24 protein-coding genes are annotated in these 22,292 nt (G+C 64.6%); 7 read left to right on the forward strand and 17 right to left on the reverse strand.

The features are described from left to right. The first annotated feature begins 253 nt into the window (after positions 1-253). Positions 254-856 (forward strand): GTP cyclohydrolase I FolE, encoded by a 603-nt coding sequence (gene folE / locus ACAX61_RS10135; RefSeq protein WP_370714971.1) that lies wholly within the window; start codon positions 254-256, stop codon positions 854-856. A 22-nt stretch (positions 857-878) separates the two neighbouring features. Here folE and leuA read toward each other — a convergent pair whose 3' ends face one another. Continuing rightward, positions 879-2,546 carry a 2-isopropylmalate synthase gene (gene leuA / locus ACAX61_RS10140; protein WP_370714633.1) on the reverse strand — a complete coding sequence of 556 codons (1,668 nt, stop codon included), beginning with the start codon at positions 2,544-2,546 and terminating at the stop codon, positions 879-881. Between the two features lie 274 nt (positions 2,547-2,820). On the opposite strand from leuA, the gene ACAX61_RS10145 reads away from it, so the two are divergent. Beyond that, on the forward strand, positions 2,821-3,219 hold the full coding sequence (locus ACAX61_RS10145; protein ID WP_370714634.1) for a BLUF domain-containing protein: 399 nt from the start codon (positions 2,821-2,823) through the stop codon (positions 3,217-3,219). Positions 3,220-3,241: 22 nt separating this feature from the next. On the opposite strand, the gene ACAX61_RS10150 is transcribed toward ACAX61_RS10145, so the two are convergent. The 5 genes from ACAX61_RS10150 to miaA form a co-directional block, all read right to left on the reverse strand. Then, the gene (locus ACAX61_RS10150) at positions 3,242-3,871 is read right to left on the reverse strand and encodes a YceI family protein (protein WP_370714635.1); all 630 of its coding nucleotides are present in this window, start codon (positions 3,869-3,871) and stop codon (positions 3,242-3,244) included. 121 nt (positions 3,872-3,992) lie between these two features. Beyond that, a complete protein-coding gene (gene ilvC, locus ACAX61_RS10155; protein WP_370714636.1) occupies positions 3,993-5,012 on the reverse strand; it encodes a ketol-acid reductoisomerase in 1,020 nt (339 codons plus the stop codon). Between the two features lie 44 nt (positions 5,013-5,056). Then, a complete protein-coding gene (gene ilvN / locus ACAX61_RS10160; RefSeq protein ID WP_370714972.1) occupies positions 5,057-5,572 on the reverse strand; it encodes an acetolactate synthase small subunit in 516 nt (171 codons plus the stop codon). Between the two features lie 51 nt (positions 5,573-5,623). Further along, positions 5,624-7,387, reverse strand: coding sequence for a biosynthetic-type acetolactate synthase large subunit (ilvB, locus tag ACAX61_RS10165; protein WP_370714637.1), 1,764 nt, complete (start codon positions 7,385-7,387; stop codon positions 5,624-5,626). A gap of 73 nt (positions 7,388-7,460) precedes the next feature. Continuing rightward, complete coding sequence (gene miaA, locus ACAX61_RS10170) at positions 7,461-8,393, reverse strand: tRNA (adenosine(37)-N6)-dimethylallyltransferase MiaA (protein WP_370714638.1); 933 nt, start codon at positions 8,391-8,393, stop codon at positions 7,461-7,463. On the opposite strand from miaA, the gene serB reads away from it, so the two are divergent. Beyond that, complete coding sequence (serB, locus tag ACAX61_RS10175; RefSeq protein ID WP_370714639.1) at positions 8,386-9,267, forward strand: phosphoserine phosphatase SerB; 882 nt, start codon at positions 8,386-8,388, stop codon at positions 9,265-9,267. The two genes, miaA and serB, sit on opposite strands and share 8 nt — an antisense overlap. Here serB and ACAX61_RS10180 read toward each other — a convergent pair. After that, complete coding sequence (locus tag ACAX61_RS10180; protein WP_370714640.1) at positions 9,264-10,130, reverse strand: S-methyl-5'-thioadenosine phosphorylase; 867 nt, start codon at positions 10,128-10,130, stop codon at positions 9,264-9,266. The genes serB and ACAX61_RS10180 overlap by 4 nt on opposite strands. A 57-nt stretch (positions 10,131-10,187) precedes the next feature. Here ACAX61_RS10180 and ACAX61_RS10185 point away from each other — a divergent pair, with 57 nt between their 5' ends. After that, the gene (locus ACAX61_RS10185; RefSeq protein WP_370714641.1) at positions 10,188-10,607 is read left to right on the forward strand and encodes a DUF2147 domain-containing protein; all 420 of its coding nucleotides are present in this window, start codon (positions 10,188-10,190) and stop codon (positions 10,605-10,607) included. A gap of 5 nt (positions 10,608-10,612) precedes the next feature. Here ACAX61_RS10185 and ACAX61_RS10190 read toward each other — a convergent pair whose 3' ends face one another. From ACAX61_RS10190 to ACAX61_RS10230, 9 genes are all read right to left on the reverse strand, one after another. Beyond that, positions 10,613-10,966 carry a HesB/IscA family protein gene (locus ACAX61_RS10190; protein WP_370714642.1) on the reverse strand — a complete coding sequence of 118 codons (354 nt, stop codon included), beginning with the start codon at positions 10,964-10,966 and terminating at the stop codon, positions 10,613-10,615. Then, positions 10,966-11,430, reverse strand: a complete 465-nt coding sequence (locus ACAX61_RS10195; protein ID WP_370714973.1) for an SUF system Fe-S cluster assembly protein — start codon at positions 11,428-11,430, stop codon at positions 10,966-10,968. The genes ACAX61_RS10190 and ACAX61_RS10195 overlap by 1 nt, the downstream gene beginning before the upstream one ends. Further along, positions 11,430-12,644, reverse strand: a complete 1,215-nt coding sequence (locus ACAX61_RS10200) for a cysteine desulfurase (RefSeq protein WP_370714643.1) — start codon at positions 12,642-12,644, stop codon at positions 11,430-11,432. Before ACAX61_RS10200 ends, ACAX61_RS10195 begins: the two co-directional genes overlap by 1 nt. Before the next feature lie 151 nt (positions 12,645-12,795). Continuing rightward, positions 12,796-13,872, reverse strand: coding sequence for a SufB/SufD family protein (locus ACAX61_RS10205; protein ID WP_370714644.1), 1,077 nt, complete (start codon positions 13,870-13,872; stop codon positions 12,796-12,798). Further along, positions 13,869-14,612, reverse strand: coding sequence for a Fe-S cluster assembly ATPase SufC (gene sufC, locus ACAX61_RS10210; RefSeq protein ID WP_370714645.1), 744 nt, complete (start codon positions 14,610-14,612; stop codon positions 13,869-13,871). The genes ACAX61_RS10205 and sufC overlap by 4 nt, the downstream gene beginning before the upstream one ends. Positions 14,613-14,632: 20 nt before the next feature. Continuing rightward, positions 14,633-16,111 carry a Fe-S cluster assembly protein SufB gene (gene sufB / locus ACAX61_RS10215; RefSeq protein WP_370714646.1) on the reverse strand — a complete coding sequence of 493 codons (1,479 nt, stop codon included), beginning with the start codon at positions 16,109-16,111 and terminating at the stop codon, positions 14,633-14,635. Beyond that, on the reverse strand, positions 16,108-16,548 hold the full coding sequence (locus ACAX61_RS10220; protein ID WP_370714647.1) for an SUF system Fe-S cluster assembly regulator: 441 nt from the start codon (positions 16,546-16,548) through the stop codon (positions 16,108-16,110). Before ACAX61_RS10220 ends, sufB begins: the two co-directional genes overlap by 4 nt. A gap of 58 nt (positions 16,549-16,606) precedes the next feature. After that, complete coding sequence (locus ACAX61_RS10225; protein ID WP_370714648.1) at positions 16,607-17,434, reverse strand: DUF6597 domain-containing transcriptional factor; 828 nt, start codon at positions 17,432-17,434, stop codon at positions 16,607-16,609. Positions 17,435-17,765: 331 nt separating this feature from the next. After that, positions 17,766-18,290: a superoxide dismutase family protein gene (locus ACAX61_RS10230; protein ID WP_370714649.1), complete on the reverse strand. Its 525-nt coding sequence runs from the start codon at positions 18,288-18,290 to the stop codon at positions 17,766-17,768. A gap of 131 nt (positions 18,291-18,421) precedes the next feature. Between ACAX61_RS10230 and hppD the strand changes: the two genes are divergently transcribed. The 3 genes from hppD (at position 18,422) to ACAX61_RS10245 (ending at position 21,264) form a co-directional block, all read left to right on the forward strand. After that, the gene (gene hppD, locus ACAX61_RS10235; protein ID WP_370714650.1) at positions 18,422-19,489 is read left to right on the forward strand and encodes a 4-hydroxyphenylpyruvate dioxygenase; all 1,068 of its coding nucleotides are present in this window, start codon (positions 18,422-18,424) and stop codon (positions 19,487-19,489) included. A 111-nt stretch (positions 19,490-19,600) separates the two neighbouring features. After that, on the forward strand, positions 19,601-20,896 hold the full coding sequence (gene hmgA, locus ACAX61_RS10240) for a homogentisate 1,2-dioxygenase (protein ID WP_370714651.1): 1,296 nt from the start codon (positions 19,601-19,603) through the stop codon (positions 20,894-20,896). Further along, entirely contained in the window at positions 20,893-21,264 is a 372-nt protein-coding gene (locus tag ACAX61_RS10245) for a Rieske (2Fe-2S) protein (RefSeq protein ID WP_370714652.1), read from the forward strand. The genes hmgA and ACAX61_RS10245 overlap by 4 nt, the downstream gene beginning before the upstream one ends. Here the strand turns inward: ACAX61_RS10245 and ACAX61_RS10250 are convergent. Next, positions 21,254-22,249 carry a quinone-dependent dihydroorotate dehydrogenase gene (locus ACAX61_RS10250; protein ID WP_370714653.1) on the reverse strand — a complete coding sequence of 332 codons (996 nt, stop codon included), beginning with the start codon at positions 22,247-22,249 and terminating at the stop codon, positions 21,254-21,256. The two genes, ACAX61_RS10245 and ACAX61_RS10250, sit on opposite strands and share 11 nt — an antisense overlap. Between the last annotated feature and the right edge of the window lie 43 nt (positions 22,250-22,292).

Genomic DNA, 22,292 nt, shown 5'->3' on the forward strand with positions numbered 1-22,292 from the left:
GACTGCGCTCACATGGGCGGAGACTGTTCCGGTGAGAGCGGACAAGATCAAGCGATTTTCGATGTTTCGAGTATCTGATGGCGTTCGCAGTGCATCTGATTGTTGCATCAGTGCCACAAAACATTGCTGTAGCGGGCCCTTCGTCCATCTGACGTACGGCTCCGAAGCTGGCACAGGCATATGGCTCAACACGGCAATGGCGTCACTCGCGCCCAGCGCCTAAGGAATGCAGATGCAGCAAGAACAGGATGTCATGGCCGAAGGCGATCTGGTGAACGCCGCGGCCGAACCATTTATCCCCGACCATGTGACTCAGGCGATCCGCACGTTGATCGAATGGGCGGGCGACAATCCCGATCGCGAAGGGTTGATCGACACGCCGCGACGGGTGGCCAAGGCGTGGCGCGAATATTGCGCGGGCTATGGCGATGATCCGGCGCACCACCTGTCGCGAGTGTTTGAGGAAGTGGGCGGATACGACGAGATCGTGTTGCTGCGCGACATCCCGTTCCAGTCGCACTGCGAACATCACATGGCGCCGATCACGGGCCGGGCGCATATTGCCTATCTACCCAAGGATCATGTCGTCGGCATTTCGAAGCTGGCGCGCGTCCTGCACGGCTATGCGCGGCGGTTGCAGGTTCAGGAGCGCCTGACCGCCGAAGTGGCCGATTGTATCTGGACGCATCTTAAGCCGCGCGGTGTCGCGGTCGTGATCGAGGCGACGCATGGCTGTATGACGTCACGGGGCGTGCGAACGCCGGGTGTATTAATGACCACCAGCCGCATGATGGGCGTGTTCCGCGACGACGAGCGCAGCCGCAAGGAAGTATTGGCGCTGATGGGGAAGGGCTGACGCCGCTTCCCCATCGTCGGCGTCAATTACGTGCGGCGTTGGCCGCCGACAGCACCGCACGGACGCTGGCGGTGGCCACATCCTCGTCAATGCCGACGCCCCAGAAAGTCCGGCCTGCGCCATCGCGGCATTCGACATAGGCTGCGGCGCGCGCGTCGGACCCGGTCCCGATCGCATGTTCGGTATAGTCGGCCACGTCCAGCGTAATACCGAGCCCGTCGCGCAGCGCCGCGACGACGCCTGAGATCAGGCCGTTGCCGCGCCCGCTGACAGAGACGGCATCGCCGCCCGCCTCGATATGGCCGGCAAAGATGCGATCCCCATTGGGCGCGCGCGTTTCTTCATAGGCGTTGAGCGCGAAGTGCTGATCTCCGCCCAGACGATAGGCCTGCTCGAATGCCCGCCAGATATCGGCCGCGTCCAGTTCGCGGCTTGTCTCGTCGGCCATTGCCTGAACATGTCGGCTGAAATCCGCCTGCAGTCGCTTTGGCAGCTTCAGGCCCTTGTCCTGCTCAAGGACCCAGGCGACGCCACCCTTGCCCGATTGTGAATTGACCCGGATCACCGCTTCATAGCTGCGGCCCAGATCGGCGGGGTCGATGGGCAGATAGGGAACCTCCCAAAGCCCGTCATTCCGCGCGGCCTGAGCGGCGAAACCCTTCTTGATCGCGTCCTGATGGCTGCCGGAAAAGGCGGTGAAGACCAGATCGCCGGCATAGGGGTGTCGGGGATGCACGGGCAGGGCGTTGCAATATTCGACCGTCTTGATGACGCGGTCGATATCGGAAAAGTCCAACCCTGGATCGACGCCCTGCGTGTACAGGTTCAGGCCAAGGGTCACCAGGTCGACGTTGCCCGTCCGCTCGCCATTGCCGAACAGACAGCCTTCGATGCGGTCGGCGCCTGCCATCAGACCCAGTTCGGACGCCGCGACCCCTGTGCCGCGATCATTGTGCGTGTGCAGGCTGACGATAACCGCATCGCGATTGGGCACGTTGCGACAGAAATATTCGACCTGATCGGCGTAGATATTAGGGGTAGCCGCCTCAACCGTCGCGGGCAGGTTGAAGATGATCGGGTCGTCCGCCGTCGGGCGCAGCACGTCCATGACGGCAGCACAGACTTCAAGGCTAAAATCCAGCTCGGCGGTCGAGAACGTCTCAGGGCTGTATTCGAAGCGCCAGTGCGTTCCGGGCCGCTTGGCTGCTTCGTCTCGCAGGATTTTTGCGCCTGTGATCGCGATCTCGCGAACCTCGTCGCGGCTCATGCCGAACACGATGCGGCGCCATGCGGGGCTGACCGCGTTATAGAGGTGCACGATAGCGGCGCGTGCGCCCTCAAGGCTTTCAAAGCTGCGTTCGATCAGATCGCGGCGCGACTGGGTGAGGACCTGAACCGTCACATCGTCTGGAATTCGCCCCGAACGAACAAGGCCGGAGATGAAGTCGAACTCGGTCGCGCCGGCAGACGGAAAGCCGACCTCGATCTCCTTGACCCCGATCTCGACCAGCAGGTCGAAGAAACGCTGCTTCTTCTCCGCGTCCATCGGATCAATCAACGCCTGATTGCCGTCACGCATGTCGGTCGACAGCCAGATCGGCGCCTGGGTGATTGTGCGGCCCGGCCATTGCCGGTCGGGCAGGTCCACCATCGGGAAGGGGCGGTATTTGGTAGAAGGATCGCGCAGCATCAGCTGAGCCTTTCGTCGCAAGCGAGCGGCAGGAGCGTGCCTGCCGCGGGATTAGCCGGATGAGATCGAAAAGGTCACCCTTAGGGGCACGCGCTTTCGCAGACAGCCCCTAAGGGCGGATAAGTCGCAGGCAAAGGGCGCGGCGGGCGATCATTGTCGTTGCAATGCCATGTCGGCCGCGCGCCGTCCAGTCCGTCCGCGGCGTCGCAAGTCCGCTTTTTGTTAAGCATTTGACATAATAAGGAAAGCAAGTTTCGAATCGGCGGGGATAGCCATGTATCAGCTTGTTTATGTCAGCACCGCAGCGCGAGGCCAGTCGCTGGAGGATGTGGGCGCGATCCTGAAGGTATCCCGGCGCAACAATGTCCGCGATGGACTGACCGGCATGCTCTATGCTGACGATCGCCGTTTTTTGCAGGCGCTGGAGGGCGAAGAGGCCCACGTGATGGCGGCCTTTACGCGGATCCAGAAGGATCCGCGCCACCGTGCGGTGGTGGTCCTGTCGCGGCGCACCGTTGCCGCCCGCGAATTTGGGGCTTGGGAAATGGCTCATGCAGGGCCGGGTCACGACGCAGACGGGATGGTGGACAAGGTTGGGCGGCTGGCGGCCGGTGCTTCACCCGCGATAAAGGCGACGTTCGAAGGCTTTCTGGAAGCGCGCCGCGCGGCCTGAACCGGCGGCGCGCCCGTAGCGGTTACGCCTTCTCGAAAGCGACCGTTACGTCGATGCTGACTTCGTCGGCAACGAACGGCAGCGCCGTGGTGATGCCGAAATCCGAACGCTTGATCGTGGCTTCGCCGTGGAAGCCGACGGTTTCCTTCTTGCTCATCGGATTCGCGCCGGCGCCGACAAATTCCGCTTCAAGCGTGACGGGCTTGGTCACACCGTTCAGGGTCAGGCTGCCGTGAATCTCGGCTTCGGTCCCGTTCACGACGATGTGATTTGAAACAAAGCGCGCATCGGCGGGGCTGGGTCCGAAAAAGTCAGGCTTGCCGCCATCCTTGCCCGCACGCAGCAGGTGATCGGTCAGCCCGGCGCTGGCGGTCACGACCTTGGACACCGGGATGGTCACGTCGACCTTTGCAGCGGCAGGGTTCTTGGGGTCCAGCGTCAGGGTGCCGGCCACCTCACCGAACAGGCCGAAATAATCGTTGAAGCCGAAATGATTGACTTCCCACTCGACCAGCGAGTGCGAAGGATCGGTGCGATAGGTGCCGCCGGTGATACGCGACACGTCCTTCTGACCCGGCACCTGCGGCGCGGCGGACTGGGCGGCAAGCGGAACGGCGGTGACGATAGCGAGAACGGCGAGTGACTTGAGCATCGGACTTCCCCTGTTGTGGCAGCGCACACAGGTCGGCCTGTCACAGGATGAAGTCAAATATGCGTATGCGAACGATGTGTTTCCGAAACGGCGCCCGCGCACGGGCGCCGTCCGGTAAGGTTTAGTTCTTGTCCTTGTCGACCAGCTTGTTCGCGCCGATCCACGGCATCATCGCGCGCAGTTCAGAGCCGGTCTTTTCGATCGGATGCGCGGCAGCGGCCTTGCGGCTGGCCTTCAGTTCCGGCTGACCGGCGCGGTTGTCCAGCACGAAATCCTTGACGAAACGGCCCGACTGGATGTCAGCCAGCACCCGCTTCATCTCGGCCTTGGTCTCATCGGTGATGATGCGCGGGCCGGTTTTGATATCGCCATATTCGGCCGTGTTCGAGATCGAATAGCGCATGTTGGCGATGCCGCCTTCATACAACAGGTCGACGATCAGCTTGGTTTCGTGGAGGCATTCGAAATAAGCCATTTCCGGCGCATAACCCGCCTCGACCAGCGTCTCGAAGCCGGCCTGGATCAGATGGGTGATGCCGCCGCACAGGACGGCCTGTTCGCCGAACAGGTCGGTTTCGCACTCTTCCTTGAAGTTGGTTTCGATGATGCCGGAACGGCCGCCACCGACGCCGCTGGCATAAGCGAGCGCAACGTCGTGCGCGTTGCCTGATGCGTCCTGGTGCACCGCGATCAGGCAGGGCACGCCGCCGCCGCGGACATATTCGCTGCGCACTGTGTGGCCGGGACCCTTGGGCGCGATCATGATCACGTCGATGTCGGCGGGCGGCTCGATCAGGCCGAAATGCACGTTCAGGCCGTGGGCGAAGGCAAGCGCGCTGCCGGGCTTCAGATTGCCCTTGATATCGGCGTCATAGATCGCGGCCTGATGCTCGTCAGGGGCAAGGATCATCAGAATGTCGGCCCACTGCGCCGCGTCCTTGTTCGCCATGATCTTGAACCCGGCGGCTTCGGCTTTGGCGGCAGAGGCGGAGCCGGGGCGCAGCGCGATCGCGACATCCGTAACGCCTGAATCGCGCAGGTTCTGGGCATGGGCGTGGCCCTGCGAACCATAGCCCAGGATGGCAATCTTCTTGCCGGTCACCAGGTTCAGGTCGGCGTCGCGATCGTAATAGACACGCATTCTCGTTGGTCCCTTTGCTTGATTTCGATAATCGGTTTGAAAGTTCAGGCGGCGTCCCTGCCGCGCGCGATGGCAACGATGCCGGTACGGGCAACCTCGATCAGCCCCACTTCGCGCATCAGTTCGACGAACGTGTCGATCTTGTCGCTGCCGCCGGTCACTTCGAAGATGAAGCTGGTGGTCGTGGCGTCGACCACGCGGGCACGGTAGACGTCGGCCAGGCGCAGCGCCTCGATCCGGTGGTCGCCGGTGCCGGCGACCTTCACCAGCGCCAGTTCACGTTCGACATGCGGTCCGGCGGCGGTCAGGTCCACGACCTTGTGGACCGGCACCAGCCGTTCAAGCTGTGCGATGACCTGCTCCAGCACGCCGGCGCTGGCGGACGTGACGATGGTGATGCGGCTGACCGCTTCATCCTCCGACACATCGGTCACCGTCAGGCTTTCGATATTGTAGCCGCGGCCCGAAAACAGTCCGGCAATGCGGGCCAGGATACCCGGCTCGTTATCGACCAGAACCGCCAGCGTGTGGCGTTCGCGTTGTTCCTCGCGGATGTGCATCGTCATTCACCCCGGCTTAGCCGGGTCCCCCTGAAAAGCGGTGGCGGTCGTTCAGACCAGCGCCTTGGCCTCGTCGTCCATGGTGCCCGACACTTCATTTGCCTGAAGGATCATGTCGGTATGGGCCGCGCCGCTGGGTATCATCGGGAAGCAGTTGGCGAGCTTTGCTACCATGCAGTCGACGATCACCGGCCCGTCATGCGCCAGCATCTCTGCAATCCCGCTTTCGAGTTGGTCGCGTCCTTCGATGCGGATACCCTTCCAGCCATAGGCCTCACCCAGCTTCACGAAGTCGGGCAGGCTGTCCGAATAGCTTTCGGCATAGCGGCTTTCATAGGTCAGCTCCTGCCATTGGCGGACCATGCCCATATATTCGTTGTTCAGGATGAAGATCTTGACCGGCAGGCGATATTGCCCGGCGGTGGCCAGTTCCTGAATGTTCATCTGGATCGACGCTTCACCGGCAATGTCGATCACCAGAGCGTCGGGGTTGCCGATCTGCGCGCCGATGGCCGCGGGCAGGCCATAACCCATCGTGCCCAGTCCGCCGGACGTCAGCCATTTGTTCGGCGACTCGAACCCGAAATGTTGGGCGGCCCACATCTGGTGCTGTCCGACCTCGGTCGTGATGATCGGCGCGCGGTCACGCGTCGCTTCGTGAAGCGCGCGGATCGCACGTTGCGGCATGATCGCGTCGCCCGTCTCAGGAAAGTCGAGGCAGCGAAGCTGACGCCAGCCGTCGATCCGCCGCCACCATTCGGACAGGTCGGGTTTTCCATGCTGGCGCGATTTCCAGACATGCACCATGTCCTCAAGCGCCAGGCCCGCATCGCCGATGATCGAAAGGTCGACGCGAACGATCTTGTTCACGCTGGAACGGTCGATGTCGATGTGGATCTTGCGCGCATGTGGTGCAAAGGCGTCGAGCCGGCCCGTCACGCGGTCATCGAACCGCGCGCCGACCGCGACGATCAGGTCCGCCTGATTCATCGCGTGGTTCGCCTCATAAGTGCCGTGCATGCCCAGCATGCCGAGCCATTGAGGGGCGCTTGCCGGAAGAGCGCCGAGTCCCATCAGCGTCGACGTAACCGGCGCGCCCGTGATCCGCACCAGTTCGCGCAACATCGCACTAGCACCCGGCCCGGCATTGATGATGCCGCCGCCGGTATAAAGGACCGGACGCTCGGCCGCCGCCAGCATGTCCACCGCCGCCTCGATCGCCGAACGATCGGCCTTGACCTGCGGGCGATAGGTCTTGTGCTGAATGGGGCCGGGCTTGCGATAGCTGGCGGTCGCGACCTGCACATCCTTTGGTATGTCGATCACCACCGGACCGGGCCGGCCAGAGGTGGCGATGTGGAACGCCTCATGGATGATGTCGCCCAGACGCGCCGGGTCCTTCACCAGATAATTATGCTTGGTGCAGTGACGCGTGATGCCGACAGTATCGCATTCCTGGAACGCGTCCGAACCGATCAGCGTAGTCGGCACCTGACCTGTGATGACGACCATGGGGATCGAATCCATCAACGCATCGGTGATGCCGGTTACGGCATTGGTGGCCCCAGGACCCGACGTCACCAGCACGACGCCAGGCTTGCCGGTCGAGCGGGCATAGCCTTCCGCCGCATGGGTTGCGGCCTGTTCGTGGCGCACCAGAATATGACGGATCGCGCCGCGTCCGCGAGCCTGCCCGTTTTTGAAAAGCGCATCGTAAATCGGCAGCACCGCACCGCCTGGATAGCCGAACACGACTTCCACGCCGAGGTCGGTCAGCGCCTCGACAAGGATATCGGCTCCACTCTTCTCGGTCACGTTCGATCTCCAGTGTTGCTGCACCGCGATACACCCGCGGGAGCGGCGCTGCTAGCCGCATGAAAAATGCGCGTCAAGGACTAAAAGGGAAATATTCTAACAATGTGGCCGTTTCGGTCTCTTCCGCTCGCCGCCAATCGGCAGGCGGTTGGTTGCGGAACCATGTGAATTGCCTCTTGGCATATTGCCGTGTCGCCAGCCGGGCGCGTTCCAGCGCCGTGCTGCGTTCAACTCGATCCGCCAACCAGTCCGCGATCTCCGTCACCCCGATTGCGCGCCGAACGGGCGCATCGGCCGCTACGTCGGTCCGGCCGAGCAGCCCCCGGACCTCTTCCGCGCCGCCGGTGTCGAACATCGTCGCCAATCGGCGGTCGCACCGGTCGAACAGCCATGCTCGGTCCGGCAGCAAGATGAGCGGCGCCAAAGTTATGCTGTCCGCAACGCCGCCTTCGCGCTCCGCCTGCCATTCAGCCAGCGGCCGGCCGGTCGAACGCACGACCTCTAAAGCTCGAGCGACGCGCGTGGTGTCGGCGGCATTAAGCCGGGCGGCGGCGGCGGGGTCCTCGACTGCCAATGCGGCATGTGCCTCTGCCACTGGAAGCTGCCGCACACAGGCGCGAACCGTCTGATCAATAGGCGGAACGGGTGCGATACCGTCGAGCAGGGTGCGCAGGTAAAGCCCCGTGCCGCCGACCAGGATCGGCAACTCGCCCCGTTCATGCGCAGCCTTGATCTCGCCCGACGCGTCCGCCGCCCATCGCGCTGCCGAACACGCCTCTGCACCATCGATATAGCCGAACAGCCGATGGGGCACGCGCGCCTCCTCCTCGACCGAGGGGCGAGCCGACAGGATGCGAAGATCGCGATAGACCTGAGCTGAATCGGCATTGATGACGACGCCGCCGCTTTGTTCGGCCAGCGCCATCGCCAGCGCGGACTTGCCGCTGGCGGTCGGGCCTGCGATTAGCGCGACCATTGGTTTCCGGGGGGACACGGATTTGTTCATTGCCACGTTGATAGCATCGGATCACCTGAATACGGGACAGCTTTCCGAGGCGCGCGACCGGATGGCCGCCACGGGGGCGGTGGTCGAGCAACCCATATGGCTGGATGAGGCGATCGCCGTCGATTTGCCCTTTGCCGGTGACGTCGGGGCTGTGCGTGCCGCGCTGGAAGGTGCACTCGCCGGTGTCGACGTGGTGGTTCAGGCTGCTGCGGACCGTGAAAAACGCCTGCTGATTGCGGATATGGATTCGACGATGATCCCGGTCGAATGCATCGACGAGCTGGCCGATTACGCCGGCATCAAGCCGCAGATTGCCGAGGTTACCGAACGCGCGATGCGTGGTGAGCTGGACTTTGCCGCTGCGCTGGATGCGCGGGTCGCGCTGCTGAAGGGTCTGGCGGAAGGTGCGATCGACCAATGCTTGGCGGAGCGGGTGACGTTGATGCCCGGCGCCGCCGCGCTGATCCGCACGATGCGGGCGCGGGGTGCCTATACGGTGCTGGTGTCGGGCGGCTTTACCCGCTTTGCAGAGCCGGTTGCCGCCCAGATCGGTTTCGACCGCGCCATCGCCAATCAGCTGCTGATCGAAGATGGGGCGCTGACCGGCGCGGTGGCCAAGCCCATTGTTGATTCGGCGACCAAGGAGGCGACGTTGCGCGCCGTGGCGGGCGAACGCGGTATCCCCCTGTCGCAGACGCTGGCAGTGGGCGATGGCGCCAACGACTTGCCGATGATCCGGGCGGCGGGGCTGGGCGTCGCCTATCACGCGAAACCCGTTGTCGCGGCGGCAGCGGCGGCGCGGGTCGAGCATGGCGACCTGACCGCGCTGCTCTACGCTCAAGGAATAAGCCGCCGCGACTGGATCATCGATTAACCCAGTACCCGGCCCGCAACCGCGTCGAGCTTGCCCAGTAGGGCGGGGTCGCGCGCTGCCGGGGCGGTGATCAGCGCGGTGTCCAGACAGGTATCGATGGGTGAGGCTGGTCGCACCTCTGGCAGCGATTTGAGCAGGTTCACCACCATCGACCGCGCCCGCGCGGCATTGGCGCTCAATTGCCGAATCACGGCGGCGACATCGACCGCTTCCTCCCCCTCGCGCCAGCAGTCATAGTCGGTGACCATGCCGACCAGGGAATAGGGCAGCTCCGCTTCCCTCGCGAGTTTGGCTTCGGGCATGGCGGTCATGCCGATTACGTCGCATCCCCATTGGCGATAAAGGATGCTTTCGGCGCGGCTGGAGAATTGCGGCCCCTCCATCGCCAGATAGATGCCGCCGCGATGCACGCTTGCCCCGGCGGCCTCGGCCGCATCCGCGGCCATGGCCGACAGTCGGGGGCAGACCGGATCGGCCATTGACACATGGGCGACCAGTCCGGTGCCGAAAAAGCTGGACGGACGCCCCACGGTCCGGTCGATGAACTGATCGACGATCGTGAAGGTGCCGGGCGCGCGTTCCTCCGCCAGGCTGCCGATTGAGGAGACGGCCAGCACGTCGGTGACGCCCAACCGCTTCAGCGCGTCGATATTGGCGCGGGCGTTCAGGTCGGACGGGGCGATGCGATGCCCCCGACCGTGGCGCGGCAGAAAGGCGACGCGCGCGTGGCCCAGGCGGCCAGTGAAAACGGCATCTGACGGCGAACCCCAAGGGGTGTCGATGTCGACCCAGCGACCATCTTCGACCCCCTCGACATCGTAGAGGCCCGAACCGCCGATGATGCCGATCGTCCAGCCACCCATTTTCCGACCCCTTCCAGTCATTGCCGCGAAAGCATCGCCGCCTTAGTGTCCGTGACCATGAAGCGTAAGCCCCTGATCGCCGCCGCCCTTGCCGGCCTGTTCATCACCACGGCGCCCGCGCAGGCCGCCGATCCGATTACCGGCCGCTGGCTGACGCAGGGCGGGCAGGCCATCGTCGCCATTCGCCCGTGCGGTCAGTCGCTGTGCGGCGCCATCGAACGGGTGGTGAAGGCCACCCCGGGCGCGCCGACGACCGATGCGAAGAATCCCGACCCCGCGCTTCGCAACCGGCCCTATGTCGGCCTGAACATCCTGACCGGTTTCAAGGACGAGGGCGCCGACTGGCGTGGGCAGATTTACGATCCGAAATCGGGCAAAACCTATCGCTCGATCTTAAAGGCGGAAGGTAACAAGCTGTCGGTAAAGGGGTGTGTGGCGGTGTTCTGTCGCAGCCAGAGCTGGACGCGGGTGCGCTGAGGCGGTCAGACGGTAAAGCTTTCTCCGCAGCCACAGGCACCCTTGGCATTGGGATTGTTGAACACGAAACCGGCGGTGAAGTCGTCTTCTACCCAGTCCATGGTCGAGCCGATCAGGTAAAGCACTGACCCGCCGTCGACGAAGAAGCTGCCGCCGGGCGTTTCGATCCGCTCATCCATCGGATTGGCGGCGGTCACGTAATCGACCGAATAGGCCAGACCCGAACAGCCCCGGCGCGGCGTGGACAACTTCACGCCGATCGCGTCGCCGGGCGCGCGCGACATCAGGTCGGCCACGCGCGCTTCGGCGGCGGGGGTCAGGTGAATGGCCTGGGGGCGGGTACGGGTGGCAGTGGTCATCACAGCATTCCCAGTTCGAGGCGGGCTTCGTCCGACATCTTCATCGGGTCCCATGGCGGGTCCCAGACAAGGTTCACGTCAACCGCACCGACGCCCGGCACGGCGCCGACGCGCAGTTCGACCTCGGTCGGCATCGATTCGGCCACGGGGCAATGCGGGGTGGTCAGCGTCATGGTGACGGCGGCATGGCCATCTTCTGACACCTCGACTCCATAAATCAGGCCAAGATCATAGATATTGACGGGAATTTCCGGGTCGAAGATCTCCTTCAACGCCTCGATAATCGCGTCGTACACCGCGCCGCCGGGCTGACCGGCAGCGGCCTCAACCGGCTTTTGCGCAAGGAAACCGTCGAGATAATCGCGCGTCCGCTCTGGCCGGGCGCCTTCTTCCGCATCGCTCACACGGGCGCGCGGCGGGCTTTCGACCGTTTCGACTTCCTCGATCTTGATCCTGTCATTCATCATCCGAAAATCCGTGTAACGCGTTCAATTCCCTTGACGAGCGCCGCGACATCGGCCGGCCCGTTATACACGCCAAAGCTGGCGCGCGCGGTGGCGGGGATGTTCAGTGCGTCCATCAATGGCTGGGCACAATGATGGCCCGCGCGGATCGCGACCTGTCCCTCGTCCAATATGGTGCCGACGTCGTGAGGATGCACCCCGTCGACGGCGAAGCTGACGATCCCCGCCGAATCCGCCGGGCCGAACAGCCGTACCGAATTGAGTGTGGACAGCGCATCGCGGGTTTGCGTCACCAGCGCGGATTCGTGCGCGTGGATCGCATCCAGGCCGGTCGCCTCGACATAATCGATAGCGGCATGCAGGCCGAGGACGCCGACGATATGCGGCGTACCCGCCTCGAACCGCGCGGGGGCCGGGGCATAGGTGGTACCCGCGAACGACACCTTGTCGATCATGGCACCGCCACCCTGCCATGGCGGCATGGAGTCGAGCAGCTCGGGGCGACCCCACAGCACGCCGATGCCAGTCGGGCCGTAAAGCTTGTGCCCTGAAAACACATAGAAATCGCAGCCCAGCGCCTGAACGTCGACAGCCAGACGCGGCACCGCCTGACACCCGTCGAGCAGCAGCTTTGCGCCCACGCCGTGCGCCAGATCAGCGGCGCGGCGCGCATCCAGAATGGCGCCCGTCACGTTGGACACATGCGCAAGCGCGACCAGCTTGTGCGCGGGCGTCAGCATCGCGGCCATCGCGTCAAGGTCGATCGCCTGATCGTCGGTCAGCGGCACGACGTCGATTCCAACACCAAGCCGCTCGGCGACCAACTGCCACGGCACGATGTTCGAGTGGTGCTCAAGCAGCGACAACAGAATGCGGTCGCCGGGCTTCAGATGGGTCGCAGCCCAGCTTTGCGCGACAAGGTTGATCCCCTCGGTCGCACCGCGCACGAACACGCATTCGTCCGCGCTGCCTGCGCCGATAAAGTCAGCCACGCGGCGGCGGGCGGCTTCATAGGCCAGCGTCATGTCGGCGGAGCGTTGATAGACGCCGCGATGCACCGTGGCATAGGTGGTGTCATAGGCGCGGGTGATCGCGTCGATCACGGCGCGCGGCTTTTGCGCGGTGGCTGCGGTGTCGAGATACGCCCAGCCATCGGGGATTGCCGGAAAATCGGCAAGGAGGTCGAGCGGGCGCGCGTCGGTTGCCACGGTCATGCAGCGCGCCCCTGTGGCCGGAACTTGTCAAACTTCACACTACGTGGGCCATGACTTTCCCCCTTCAGCAGCCGCGCCGGGCGCAGCGGCGGGGCGGGGCGGGGGCGGGCCATGGCGCCGCGATAGCAGGGGCCGGCGGTGTAGGACAGCATCACAGCGCCGCCGTCAGCCAGCGTTCGGCGTCCGCAGCGAATGCTTCGCGCACGGCGTCTTCGCCGATGCGGTCGATGGCGTCGGCAACGAACGCGCGGGTCAGCATCGCAGTCGCCAGCCCGTGCGGGATGCCACGCGATTTCAGGTAGAACAGCGCGCGCTTGTCCAACTCACCCACGGTCGCGCCATGCGCGCACTTCACATCGTCTGCGAAGATTTCCAGCTCGGGCTTGAGGTTTACGGTTGCCGTGCGATGCAAAAGAAGGCCGCGAAGTGACTGTTCACCATCGGTTTTCTGTGCGCCGCGTGCGACATCGACCCGCGCGGCCAGGCTGGCGGCAGAGCGATCGGCGGCGACGGCGCGCCAGTATTGACGGCTCGATCCGTCCAGCGCATCGTGCAGCACGGTGACGGCACATTCCTTGCGCTCCTCGCCGCGCGTCAGCAGTGCGCCGCCCATTTCGGCAAAGCCGCCATTGCCGGTGACGTGCAGATGGCCGTCGATCCGCGCACCCGCACCGCCGGCGCCAAGGAAGGTGCTGGCAAGGCTGGCGGCCTGTCCGATGGTCGCTTCGTCGCGCAGCGAAACGAAGCCGCTGTCCTGAAGGATGCGGACCGAGCGCATCAGGCGCGCGCCCTCTGCCAGCGTCAGCGTGGTCAGCCGGTTCGACCAGCCGGTGCCGACATAGGTTTCAACCACCGACGCCACCGCATCGCGGCCCAGTTCGATCCGGCCGGGCAGGTGGTTTTCACCGCCGGTTGAGACATGGACGATCTGAATGTTGGTAACCGCCCGCTCGGCATCCAGCGACAGGCGCCAGCCGGTGCCGGTAGTCGCGGCGGCGAGGGGGTGGGTGCTGTCGGCGCTCAACGCCTCGACCGCCACGGGGCCGGGGGTGCTGCGCGCGGCGTCGAACGCGCCGTCGACGAACACCAGCCGTGGGCCTTCGCCCTCGATCCAGAAGTCCTCGACCGGCGGCAGGACGGTCGCGCGCGGCGTGGCGCGGGCGGCCTCAAGCGCGGACAGGTCGGTCCAGCGCCACGCCTCCATCTTGTTGGTGGGCAGGTCGCTCACGCCGCGATCGCTCCATAGCCTTCGCGTTCCAGCTCCCTGGCGAGTTCCGGCCCGCCGGAACGCACGATGCGGCCGTCGGCCAGCACATGCACGAAATCGGGCTGCACATAGTCGAGCAGGCGCTGATAGTGCGTGATCAGCACGACGGCCTTGTCGGGGGCGCGCATGATGCGGTTGATCCCGTCGCCGACGATGCGAAGTGCGTCAATGTCGAGGCCGCTGTCGGTTTCGTCCAGAATGGCGATGCGCGGCGAGAGGATGCCCATCTGCACCATTTCGTTGCGCTTCTTCTCACCGCCCGAAAAGCCGACATTGACGTTGCGCTTGAGCATGTCGGCATCCATGCCGAGCGCATCGGCCTGTGCGCGGGCGAGCTTGATGAATTCGCCGCCTGACAGGGGTTCCTCACCGCGCGCGCGGCGCTGGCTGTTCAGTGCTTCGCGCAGGAAGTGCAGGTTGGAGATGCCGGGGATTTCGACCGGGTACTGGAAGCCCAGGAACAGGCCGGCGGCGGCGCGCTCATGCGGGTCCATTTCCAGCAGGTCCGCGCCGTCCAGCGCGACCGAACCGTCGGTCACGTCATAGGCGTCGCGACCGCCCAGCACATAGCCGAGCGTCGACTTGCCCGCGCCATTGGGGCCCATGATCGCGTGAACTTCGCCCGCATTGACGCTGAGCGAAAGGCCCTTGAGGATCGGCTTGCCGTCAATTTCGGCGTGGAGGTTGTTGATATTGAGCATATTTCTTTCCGTAACTGGCGTTAGCCAACCGATCCTTCGAGGCTGATTCCGAGCAGCTTTTGCGCCTCGACCGCGAACTCCATAGGAAGTTGCTGCAGCACTTCCTTGGCAAAGCCGTTGACGATCAGCGCCACCGCCGCTTCGCTGTCCAGGCCGCGTTGCTGGGCGTAGAACATCTGGTCTTCGCTGATCTTGCTGGTCGTGGCTTCATGCTCGATCTGGGCGGAGGGGTTGCGGACCTCGATATAGGGGACCGTGTGCGCGCCGCACTGGTCGCCGAGCAGCAGGCTGTCGCACTGGGTGAAGTTGCGGACGCCCTCGGCCCCCGGCGCGACGCGGACGAGGCCGCGATAGGTGTTGTCGCTGCGGCCGGCCGAAATCCCCTTGGACACGATGGTCGAGCGCGACCCCTTGCCGTTGTGGATCATCTTGGTGCCGGTATCGGCCTGTTGCCGCCCGTTGGTGACCGCGACGGAGTAGAATTCGCCGACCGAGTTCTCGCCGTTCAGCACGCAGCTGGGATATTTCCAGGTGATCGCGCTGCCGGTTTCGACCTGCGTCCACGACACCTTTGAATTGCGGCCCTGACATAAAGCGCGCTTGGTCACGAAATTATAGATGCCGCCGACGCCGTTTTCGTCGCCGGGATACCAGTTCTGAACGGTCGAATATTTGATCTCGGCGTCGTCGAGCGCGACCAGTTCGACCACGGCGGCGTGAAGCTGGTTTTCGTCGCGCATCGGCGCGGTGCAGCCCTCAAGATAGCTGACATAGCTACCCTTGTCGGCGACGATCAGCGTGCGTTCGAACTGGCCGGTGTTTTCGGCATTGATGCGGAAATAGGTCGATAATTCCATGGGGCAGCGAACGCCCTCCGGAATGTAGACGAAGGTGCCGTCGGAAAAGACCGCGCAGTTGAGCGTCGCGAAATAATTGTCGCGCATCGGCACGACCTTGCCCAGCCATTGCCGGACCAGATCGGGATATTCCTTGATCGCTTCGCTGATCGAGCGGAAGATGACGCCCGCGGCCTCAAGCTCCTTGCGGAAGGTGGTGGCGACCGAAACGCTGTCGAACACCGCGTCCACCGCGACCCGGCGTGCGCCCTCCACCCCGGCGAGCACCTTCTGCTCCTCGATCGGGATGCCCAGCTTTTCGTACACGCGCAGGATTTCGGGATCGACCTCGTCCAGGCTGTCCAGCTTGGGCTTGGCGCGCGGTTCGGCGTAGTAATAGGCGTTCTGATAGTCGATCGGCGGCACGTTGAGCTTGGCCCAGTCGGGTGCCTCCATCGTCTGCCACATGCGGAACGCCTTGAGCCGCCAGTCGAGCATCCATTCAGGCTCGCCCTTCTTGGCGGAGATGAAGCGCACCGTGTCTTCGCTCAGCCCCTTGGGTGCGAAGTCCTGCTCGATGTCGGAGCTGAAGCCCCACTCATATTTCTTGTTGGCGGCGGCCAGCGCCTCGGCGTTTCTCACGGCCATGGCGGTATCGGTCATGCTTCGGCTCCAAGGCCCACGGGTTCGGGTGCGGGCGCGTCGATAAGGTTGGACAGGGTAATGCCCGCCAGCGCGCCGCGAACGGCACCGTTGACGGCGTTCCAGTGGGGGCGAACCTCGCACGACCCTTCGATCGCGCAGTCGTGGCGGCCATTGTCGACGCATTGCGTCATGGCGATCGGCCCCTCGATCGCTTCGACAATGTCAGCAAGGGTGATGGCCGCAGGCGGGCGGGCGAGGCGAAAGCCGCCGCCGGTCCCGCGCGAGCTTTCAATCAGGCCGGCAGCCGACAGGCGGCTGACCAGTTTCTGTACCGTCGGCAGCGGCAGACCGGTTTCCGCGGCCAGCAACGTCGCGTTGAGACGCACCGACCCGCACTGGCGAGCGGCGGCGCGCATCATCACGACGGCATAATCGGCCTGGGCGGAAAGTCGCATAATCTCCCAATCGGACGGTTTTGTTCCGATTGGCATGTGGGCGCGGTGATCCCTTTGGTCAACCCCGTTCGGGCGGTGCCAGTTCGTTGAAAGCGCCAGGCGACAGCGTCATCGCCAGCACCGGGTCCATCCGCGCTGCCAGCGTGCCGGGCGTATGGCCGGTGAAGTGGCGGATTTCACGGATCATGTGCGACTGATCGTAAAAGGGTTCGGCCACGCCGCGCGGATCGGCACCCTCCGCCAGGGCCGAGGCGGCGCGCAGAGCGCGGAACTTGCGCTCCAAAAGCTTGGGCGGGGCGCCGAAATAATGGTTCACCAGCCGCACGACCTGTCGCGAGGAAAGCGGGATCGAATCGAACAGGGCCTGGACCCGCGGGACTTCGCTTTCGGCAAGCCAGGCGCGGACCGCTTCGCACAAACGCACATGTTCGGGCGGGACAGGGCGGGCGCGCTCAATCAGAAAGCTTTCGCTAGCGGCGATCATGTCCGGCAGCGTTGTCAGACCCCTGAGCTGGTCCAGCAGGGCAGCCGCGCGCGGGCCGAACAATGCGATCCCGTCGGTGACATGATCCGCCCGTTCATGCGCCGGGATGCCGATCAGCGATCCCCATCCCACGGGGCTGAGCGCAATGCCGAAACAATGAAACGGTCCTTCGACGCGGTAGGGCGCGGCCCCGGTCCCCGGCCCGTTGATCATCACCGGGCAGGATGGTTCGACATGCCCCTGCGGAAAACGCAGTTCCCCCGAACCGCGCAGCATGAACCGGATCTGGCCGACATCGGCCCTTTCAATCCCCTCAACTACCGGCTCATCCGAGCGGTAGAGATAGAAGATCGTGACGAGCGACGCCACCGCTGGCGGTGGCGGCAGGAACTCAAGATGCATTCGACACAAATTCCCCCCGACCGATCAGGTTTCGATTGCCCCCCGAGCACCGAATCGGTCACTGGTTAATTTATGATATATCTGTGGGTGACCGGAAAGGGTCATTTGTAACTTATTATTGCGCTTCTATGCTGAGCGCGAAAAAATAGGGCGGCCACCCATTTAAGGGTAACCGCCCCAAAATAAGAAGTTCCCGCGAAGGAACCTCTCGGGTCGCAGCCGCCGGGTTAAAGGGATCGGCGAGGCCGGTCTTGTATGAAAATGACATGCGCGCGCGGTTCCAGGCACATGTTGCCGCCCCGCATTTGTCGGGGCGGCAATTTCAGTCGCGTTACGCGCGGCGGAACACGCCGCAGGCGATCCGCCCGCCGCTGTTGCCCGATGGATCGGTCTTCATGTCGTCGGGCCCGGCGTGGATCATCATCGCGGAGCCATCACCATCGAACAGACCGTCAAACGTGCCGCCCGGCAGCGTGAAGGTCAGCGTGCCGCGGCCATCGCTCTGTACGTCGAGATTTGGGGCGTCACCGGCATGAGGACCGGCAGGGTTTTCCATGCCGTGCTGGCGCGTGGTCGGGTTCCAGTGCCCGCCCGCTGTTTCAAAGGTCGGCGCTTCGCACCGGCCGACGGTGTGGACATGGGCGCCGTGCATGCCGGGGGGCATGTTGCGCCCTTCGACGACGAGGCGAATGTCGCCGCCCACGGCGGTCGCGGTTGCGCGACCGACCGACTGGCCATTTGCGGTAATCAGGTCGGCGACGGCCGTCTGATCGCCGCCGCCGGCACCGCCGCCGGTCATTGCACAGGCGCCAAGCATCAGCGCGCCCATTGCCGTCGCTGCCATCATAATCCGCATCAAATCCTCCTGTCGCATTCTCGAAAGACGAATGCCCCGTGACCGTCAGGGTTCCAACCCCCTGCTTGACGCTGGGCCATGTGCGAACGATAGTGGTAACAACTGAAACCACATTGCCGGAGGATGCTGTCATGGCGCATATGGACGTGAACCCCCTGGGCCTGGACGGGTTCGAGTTTTGCGAGTTCACCTCGCCCGATCCCGCGCGCATGGCGGCTCAGCTGGAACAGATGGGTTTCGTCGCGGCATCGACGCATCCGACCCGCGATGTGGTGCGGTACAAGCAGGGACGCATCAACCTGCTGCTCAACCGTATGACCGATGGTCATGCGGCGGATTTTCACGCGGCGCACGGGCCGTCGGCAGCGGGCATGGCGTTCCGCGTGCAGGACGCGAAGGCGGCATTCGACAATGCGGTGGCGCGCGGCGCCAAGCCCGCTGACGCATCGCGCGGGGCGCTGGGCACCGGTTATGCGCTGGAGGGGATCGGCGGGTCGATGCTGTACCTGATCGACCGGCATGGCGAGCGCGGCAGCCTGTATGACGACTGGAACGCTGTCCCCGGCGCGGAGGAAGCGGAGCGGGAAAACTCGGTCGGTCTCGACCTGCTCGACCACCTGACCCACAATGTCCGGCGCGGGCAGATGCGGGTATGGGCGGAGTTCTACAATCGCATCTTCAATTTCGAAGAACAGAAGTATTTCGACATCAAGGGCAAGGCGACCGGCCTGTTCAGCCAGGCGATGATCGCGCCCGACAAGGCGATCCGCATCCCCCTGAACGAAAGCCAGGACGACAAGAGCCAGATCGAGGAATTCATCCGCGATTATAATGGCGAGGGTATCCAGCATCTGGCCTTCACCACCGACAATATTTACGAAACTGTCGAAAAGCTGCGCGCACGTGGCGTCCGGTTGCAGGACACGATCGAGACCTATTACGAGCTGGTCGACAAGCGCGTACCGGGGCACGGCGAGGATCTGGAGCGTCTGAAGAAGAACCGTATCCTGATCGATGGCGATACCGGGGATGAGGGCATCCTGCTCCAGATCTTTACCGAGAATATGTTCGGGCCGATCTTTTTCGAGATCATTCAGCGCAAGGGCAATGAAGGGTTCGGCAACGGCAATTTTCAGGCGTTGTACGAATCGATCGAGCTGGATCAAATCCGGCGCGGCGTGATCACGGTCGACGAGTGATCGAAGGTCGAAGCCCTGGCTTCGGCCAAGATGCAGCGCGGAGGCGCTGTCGTCGACCGGCCGGCACGGCAAGCCGGGCCGGGTCCGACGCCCGGCGGATGGAGAGAGACAATGCAGCAGGACGAAAGCGCCCGGTACATTCCCGGTTTCGGCAACCATGTCTCGACCGAGGCGGTGGCGGGTGCGCTGCCGGTCGGGCGCAACAGTCCGCAGCATCCCGCCTTCGGCCTATATGCCGAGCAGCTGTCCGGCACTGCCTTTACCGCGCCCCGGCATGAGAATCGGCGGTCGTGGCTGTATCGACTGCGCCCCACCGCCGAGCATCCGCCGTTCGTGCGATACGAAGGCGCGGCGAAGTTCGCGCCGGGCACCGACGATGCGCCGCTTGCCCCCAATCGCCTGCGCTGGGACCCGCAGCCGATGCCGGAGGCGCCGGTCGACCTGATCGACGGGATGGTCACGATGATGGCCAATCGCGATCCCGCCAGTCTGGAAGGGGTCGCGCTGCACGTCTATGCCGCCAATCGCGACATGGATGCGCGGGTGTTCCAGAATGCTGATGGCGAGATGCTGTTCCTGCCCGAACAGGGGCGACTGACGCTGTTGACCGAGATGGGGCGGATCGATGTGGCGCCGGGACAGGTGGCGCTGGTGCCGCGCGGCGTGCGGTTTCGCGCACTGCTGCCCGATGGCGCGGCGCGGGGTTATGTCGCGGAAAATCACGGCAGCCTGTTCCGCCTGCCCGATCTGGGGCCGATCGGCGCCAATGGACTGGCCAACCCGCGCGATTTCGAAACGCCGGTCGCGTGGTTCGAGGACCGGGACCAGGCGGTCGAGGTGGTGCAGAAGTTCATGGGCTCGCTGTGGACGACGACGCTGGATCACAGCCCGCTGGACGTGGTGGCGTGGCACGGCAATCTGGCGCCGTGGCGGTACGACCTGTCGCGGTTCAACACCATGAATACCGTCAGTTTCGACCATCCCGACCCGTCGATCTTTACCGTGCTGACGTCGCCCAGCGATGTGCCGGGGCGGGCAAATGCCGATTTCGTGATCTTTCCGCCGCGCTGGATGGTGGCGGAGGACACGTTCCGCCCGCCATGGTTCCACCGCAACGTCATGTCGGAAGCGATGGGCCTGATCCACGGTGCCTATGACGCGAAGGCGGAGGGGTTCCGCCCCGGTGGCATCAGCCTGCACAATCTGATGGCGGGTCATGGCCCCGATCTGGCGACATGGGAAAAGGCAAGCGCCGCGGAGCTGAAGCCGCACCGGATCGACGGGACGATGGCGTTCATGCTGGAAAGCTGCTGGCCCTATCGCCCGACCGCGCACGCGCTGGCGACGGCGCAGCCCGATTATGACGCGGCGTGGCGCGACTTTCCCAAGGCGAAGCTGCCGGAATGAGTGATGCGCCGGCGAATGGCCGTGTCTTTGCGACCCCGGCGGGTGTGACGCTGGCGCCGGTCGAGGCGATCGCCGACGGAGCAGCGCGCAATTTCGTACTGCAATTGCGTGCGGGCCGCTTTCATGGCTTCGTCGTGCGGCGGGGGGATGGCGTCGTCGGCTATGTCGACCGGTGCCCGCATATGGGCGTGCCGCTGGCGCAGCAGCTGGACGATTACCTGTCGCCCGACGGTGCGCGCATCGTGTGCGCGTGGCACGGCGCGGTTTTTCGCTTGGAGGACGGCGAGTGTCTGGGCGGCCCTTGCCCCGGCACACGGCTGACGCCCTGGCCGGTCATGGTGCAGGACGGCAAGATCGTTACCGCCTGAGCCCCCGCACGATCCGCGCGGCCAGACCGGGGCCGTGATAGACCAGCGCCGAATAAAGCTGAACCAGACTGGCCCCCGCATCCAGCCGCCGCTGCGCCTCATCCGCCGAATCGATGCCGCCGGCGGAAATCAGCGGCATCTGTCCGCCGGTCGCTGCCCGCGCCGCGACCAGCATCTGGCGCGCGCGCTCCGCCAGCGGCTTGCCCGACAGGCCGCCCGCTTCGCCCGCATGGGGGGAGCGCAAGCTGTCGCGGCGGGCGATGGTGGTGTTCGACACGATCAGCGCGTCGACGCCGTGGTCGATGGCCGCGCGCGCGACGACATCCAGCGCGGCGGTGTCGAGGTCGGGGGCGATTTTCAGGAACAGCGGCACCCGCTCACCCCCCGCACGCCGCGCATCGTCGCTGGCGGAGAGCAGCTCGCCCAGCGCAGGTTGCGATTGCAGGTCGCGCAGGCCGGGCGTGTTGGGGGAGCTGATATTGATCGTCACATAATCGGCGAGCGGCGCGACGCGCGTGACGGCGTGCGCGTAATCGGCGACGCGATCGTCCGAATCCTTGTTTGCGCCGACATTGATGCCGACGATGCCGTGGCGACGGCGCGCGGCGGCGATGCGGGGCAGAGCGGCTTCGATGCCACCATTGTTGAAGCCCATGCGATTGACGACGGCCTCATCCTCCACCAGCCGGAACAGACGCGGCTTGGGATTGCCCGCTTGCGGGCGCGGGGTGAGGGTGCCGACCTCGACAAAGCCGAAGCCGAGGCCGAGGAAACCGTCAATCGCCTCCGCATCCTTGTCCACCCCGGCGGCGAGGCCAACGGGGTTGGGGAAATCCAGACCCGCGATCCGCACCGGCTTTCCCTTTGGCCGCATGGCCAGCGGCGTGCCCGCCTTGCCCCAGGTGGCAAGTGCGCGGATGGTCAGGCGATGCGCCTGTTCGGGATCGAGTGCGAACAGCGCGGGGCGATAGAAGGGAGCGGCCATGATGATGCTCCCTGCCAGCGGCTTATCCGCGCGTCAAAGTGTC

It is taken from the genome of Sphingomonas sp. IW22, assembly GCF_041321155.1.
Classification (GTDB): Bacteria; Pseudomonadota; Alphaproteobacteria; order Sphingomonadales; family Sphingomonadaceae; genus Sphingomonas.

What these genes read in the sequence shown, in the direction of transcription:
- ACAX61_RS10230 (WP_370714649.1), bottom strand. Translation starts at nt 18,290, where the DNA reads ATGCGGATTATGATGGCAGCGACGGCAATGGGCGCGCTGATGCTTGGC.
- ilvC (WP_370714636.1), bottom strand. Translation starts at nt 5,012, where the DNA reads ATGCGTGTCTATTACGATCGCGACGCCGACCTGAACCTGGTGACCGGC.
- ACAX61_RS10180 (WP_370714640.1), bottom strand. Translation starts at nt 10,130, where the DNA reads ATGGGTGGCTGGACGATCGGCATCATCGGCGGTTCGGGCCTCTACGAT.
- ACAX61_RS10245 (WP_370714652.1), top strand. Translation starts at nt 20,893, where the DNA reads ATGAGTGATGCGCCGGCGAATGGCCGTGTCTTTGCGACCCCGGCGGGT.
- sufB (WP_370714646.1), bottom strand. Translation starts at nt 16,111, where the DNA reads ATGACCGATACCGCCATGGCCGTGAGAAACGCCGAGGCGCTGGCCGCC.
- ilvN (WP_370714972.1), bottom strand. Translation starts at nt 5,572, where the DNA reads ATGCACATCCGCGAGGAACAACGCGAACGCCACACGCTGGCGGTTCTG.
- hmgA (WP_370714651.1), top strand. Translation starts at nt 19,601, where the DNA reads ATGCAGCAGGACGAAAGCGCCCGGTACATTCCCGGTTTCGGCAACCAT.
- ACAX61_RS10225 (WP_370714648.1), bottom strand. Translation starts at nt 17,434, where the DNA reads ATGCATCTTGAGTTCCTGCCGCCACCGCCAGCGGTGGCGTCGCTCGTC.
- ACAX61_RS10145 (WP_370714634.1), top strand. Translation starts at nt 2,821, where the DNA reads ATGTATCAGCTTGTTTATGTCAGCACCGCAGCGCGAGGCCAGTCGCTG.
- leuA (WP_370714633.1), bottom strand. Translation starts at nt 2,546, where the DNA reads ATGCTGCGCGATCCTTCTACCAAATACCGCCCCTTCCCGATGGTGGAC.
- ACAX61_RS10250 (WP_370714653.1), bottom strand. Translation starts at nt 22,249, where the DNA reads ATGGCCGCTCCCTTCTATCGCCCCGCGCTGTTCGCACTCGATCCCGAA.
- ACAX61_RS10195 (WP_370714973.1), bottom strand. Translation starts at nt 11,430, where the DNA reads ATGAATGACAGGATCAAGATCGAGGAAGTCGAAACGGTCGAAAGCCCG.
- hppD (WP_370714650.1), top strand. Translation starts at nt 18,422, where the DNA reads ATGGCGCATATGGACGTGAACCCCCTGGGCCTGGACGGGTTCGAGTTT.
- ACAX61_RS10190 (WP_370714642.1), bottom strand. Translation starts at nt 10,966, where the DNA reads ATGACCACTGCCACCCGTACCCGCCCCCAGGCCATTCACCTGACCCCC.
- miaA (WP_370714638.1), bottom strand. Translation starts at nt 8,393, where the DNA reads ATGAACAAATCCGTGTCCCCCCGGAAACCAATGGTCGCGCTAATCGCA.
- sufC (WP_370714645.1), bottom strand. Translation starts at nt 14,612, where the DNA reads ATGCTCAATATCAACAACCTCCACGCCGAAATTGACGGCAAGCCGATC.
- ACAX61_RS10150 (WP_370714635.1), bottom strand. Translation starts at nt 3,871, where the DNA reads ATGCTCAAGTCACTCGCCGTTCTCGCTATCGTCACCGCCGTTCCGCTT.
- ACAX61_RS10220 (WP_370714647.1), bottom strand. Translation starts at nt 16,548, where the DNA reads ATGCGACTTTCCGCCCAGGCCGATTATGCCGTCGTGATGATGCGCGCC.
- ACAX61_RS10200 (WP_370714643.1), bottom strand. Translation starts at nt 12,644, where the DNA reads ATGACCGTGGCAACCGACGCGCGCCCGCTCGACCTCCTTGCCGATTTT.
- ACAX61_RS10185 (WP_370714641.1), top strand. Translation starts at nt 10,188, where the DNA reads ATGAAGCGTAAGCCCCTGATCGCCGCCGCCCTTGCCGGCCTGTTCATC.
- folE (WP_370714971.1), top strand. Translation starts at nt 254, where the DNA reads ATGGCCGAAGGCGATCTGGTGAACGCCGCGGCCGAACCATTTATCCCC.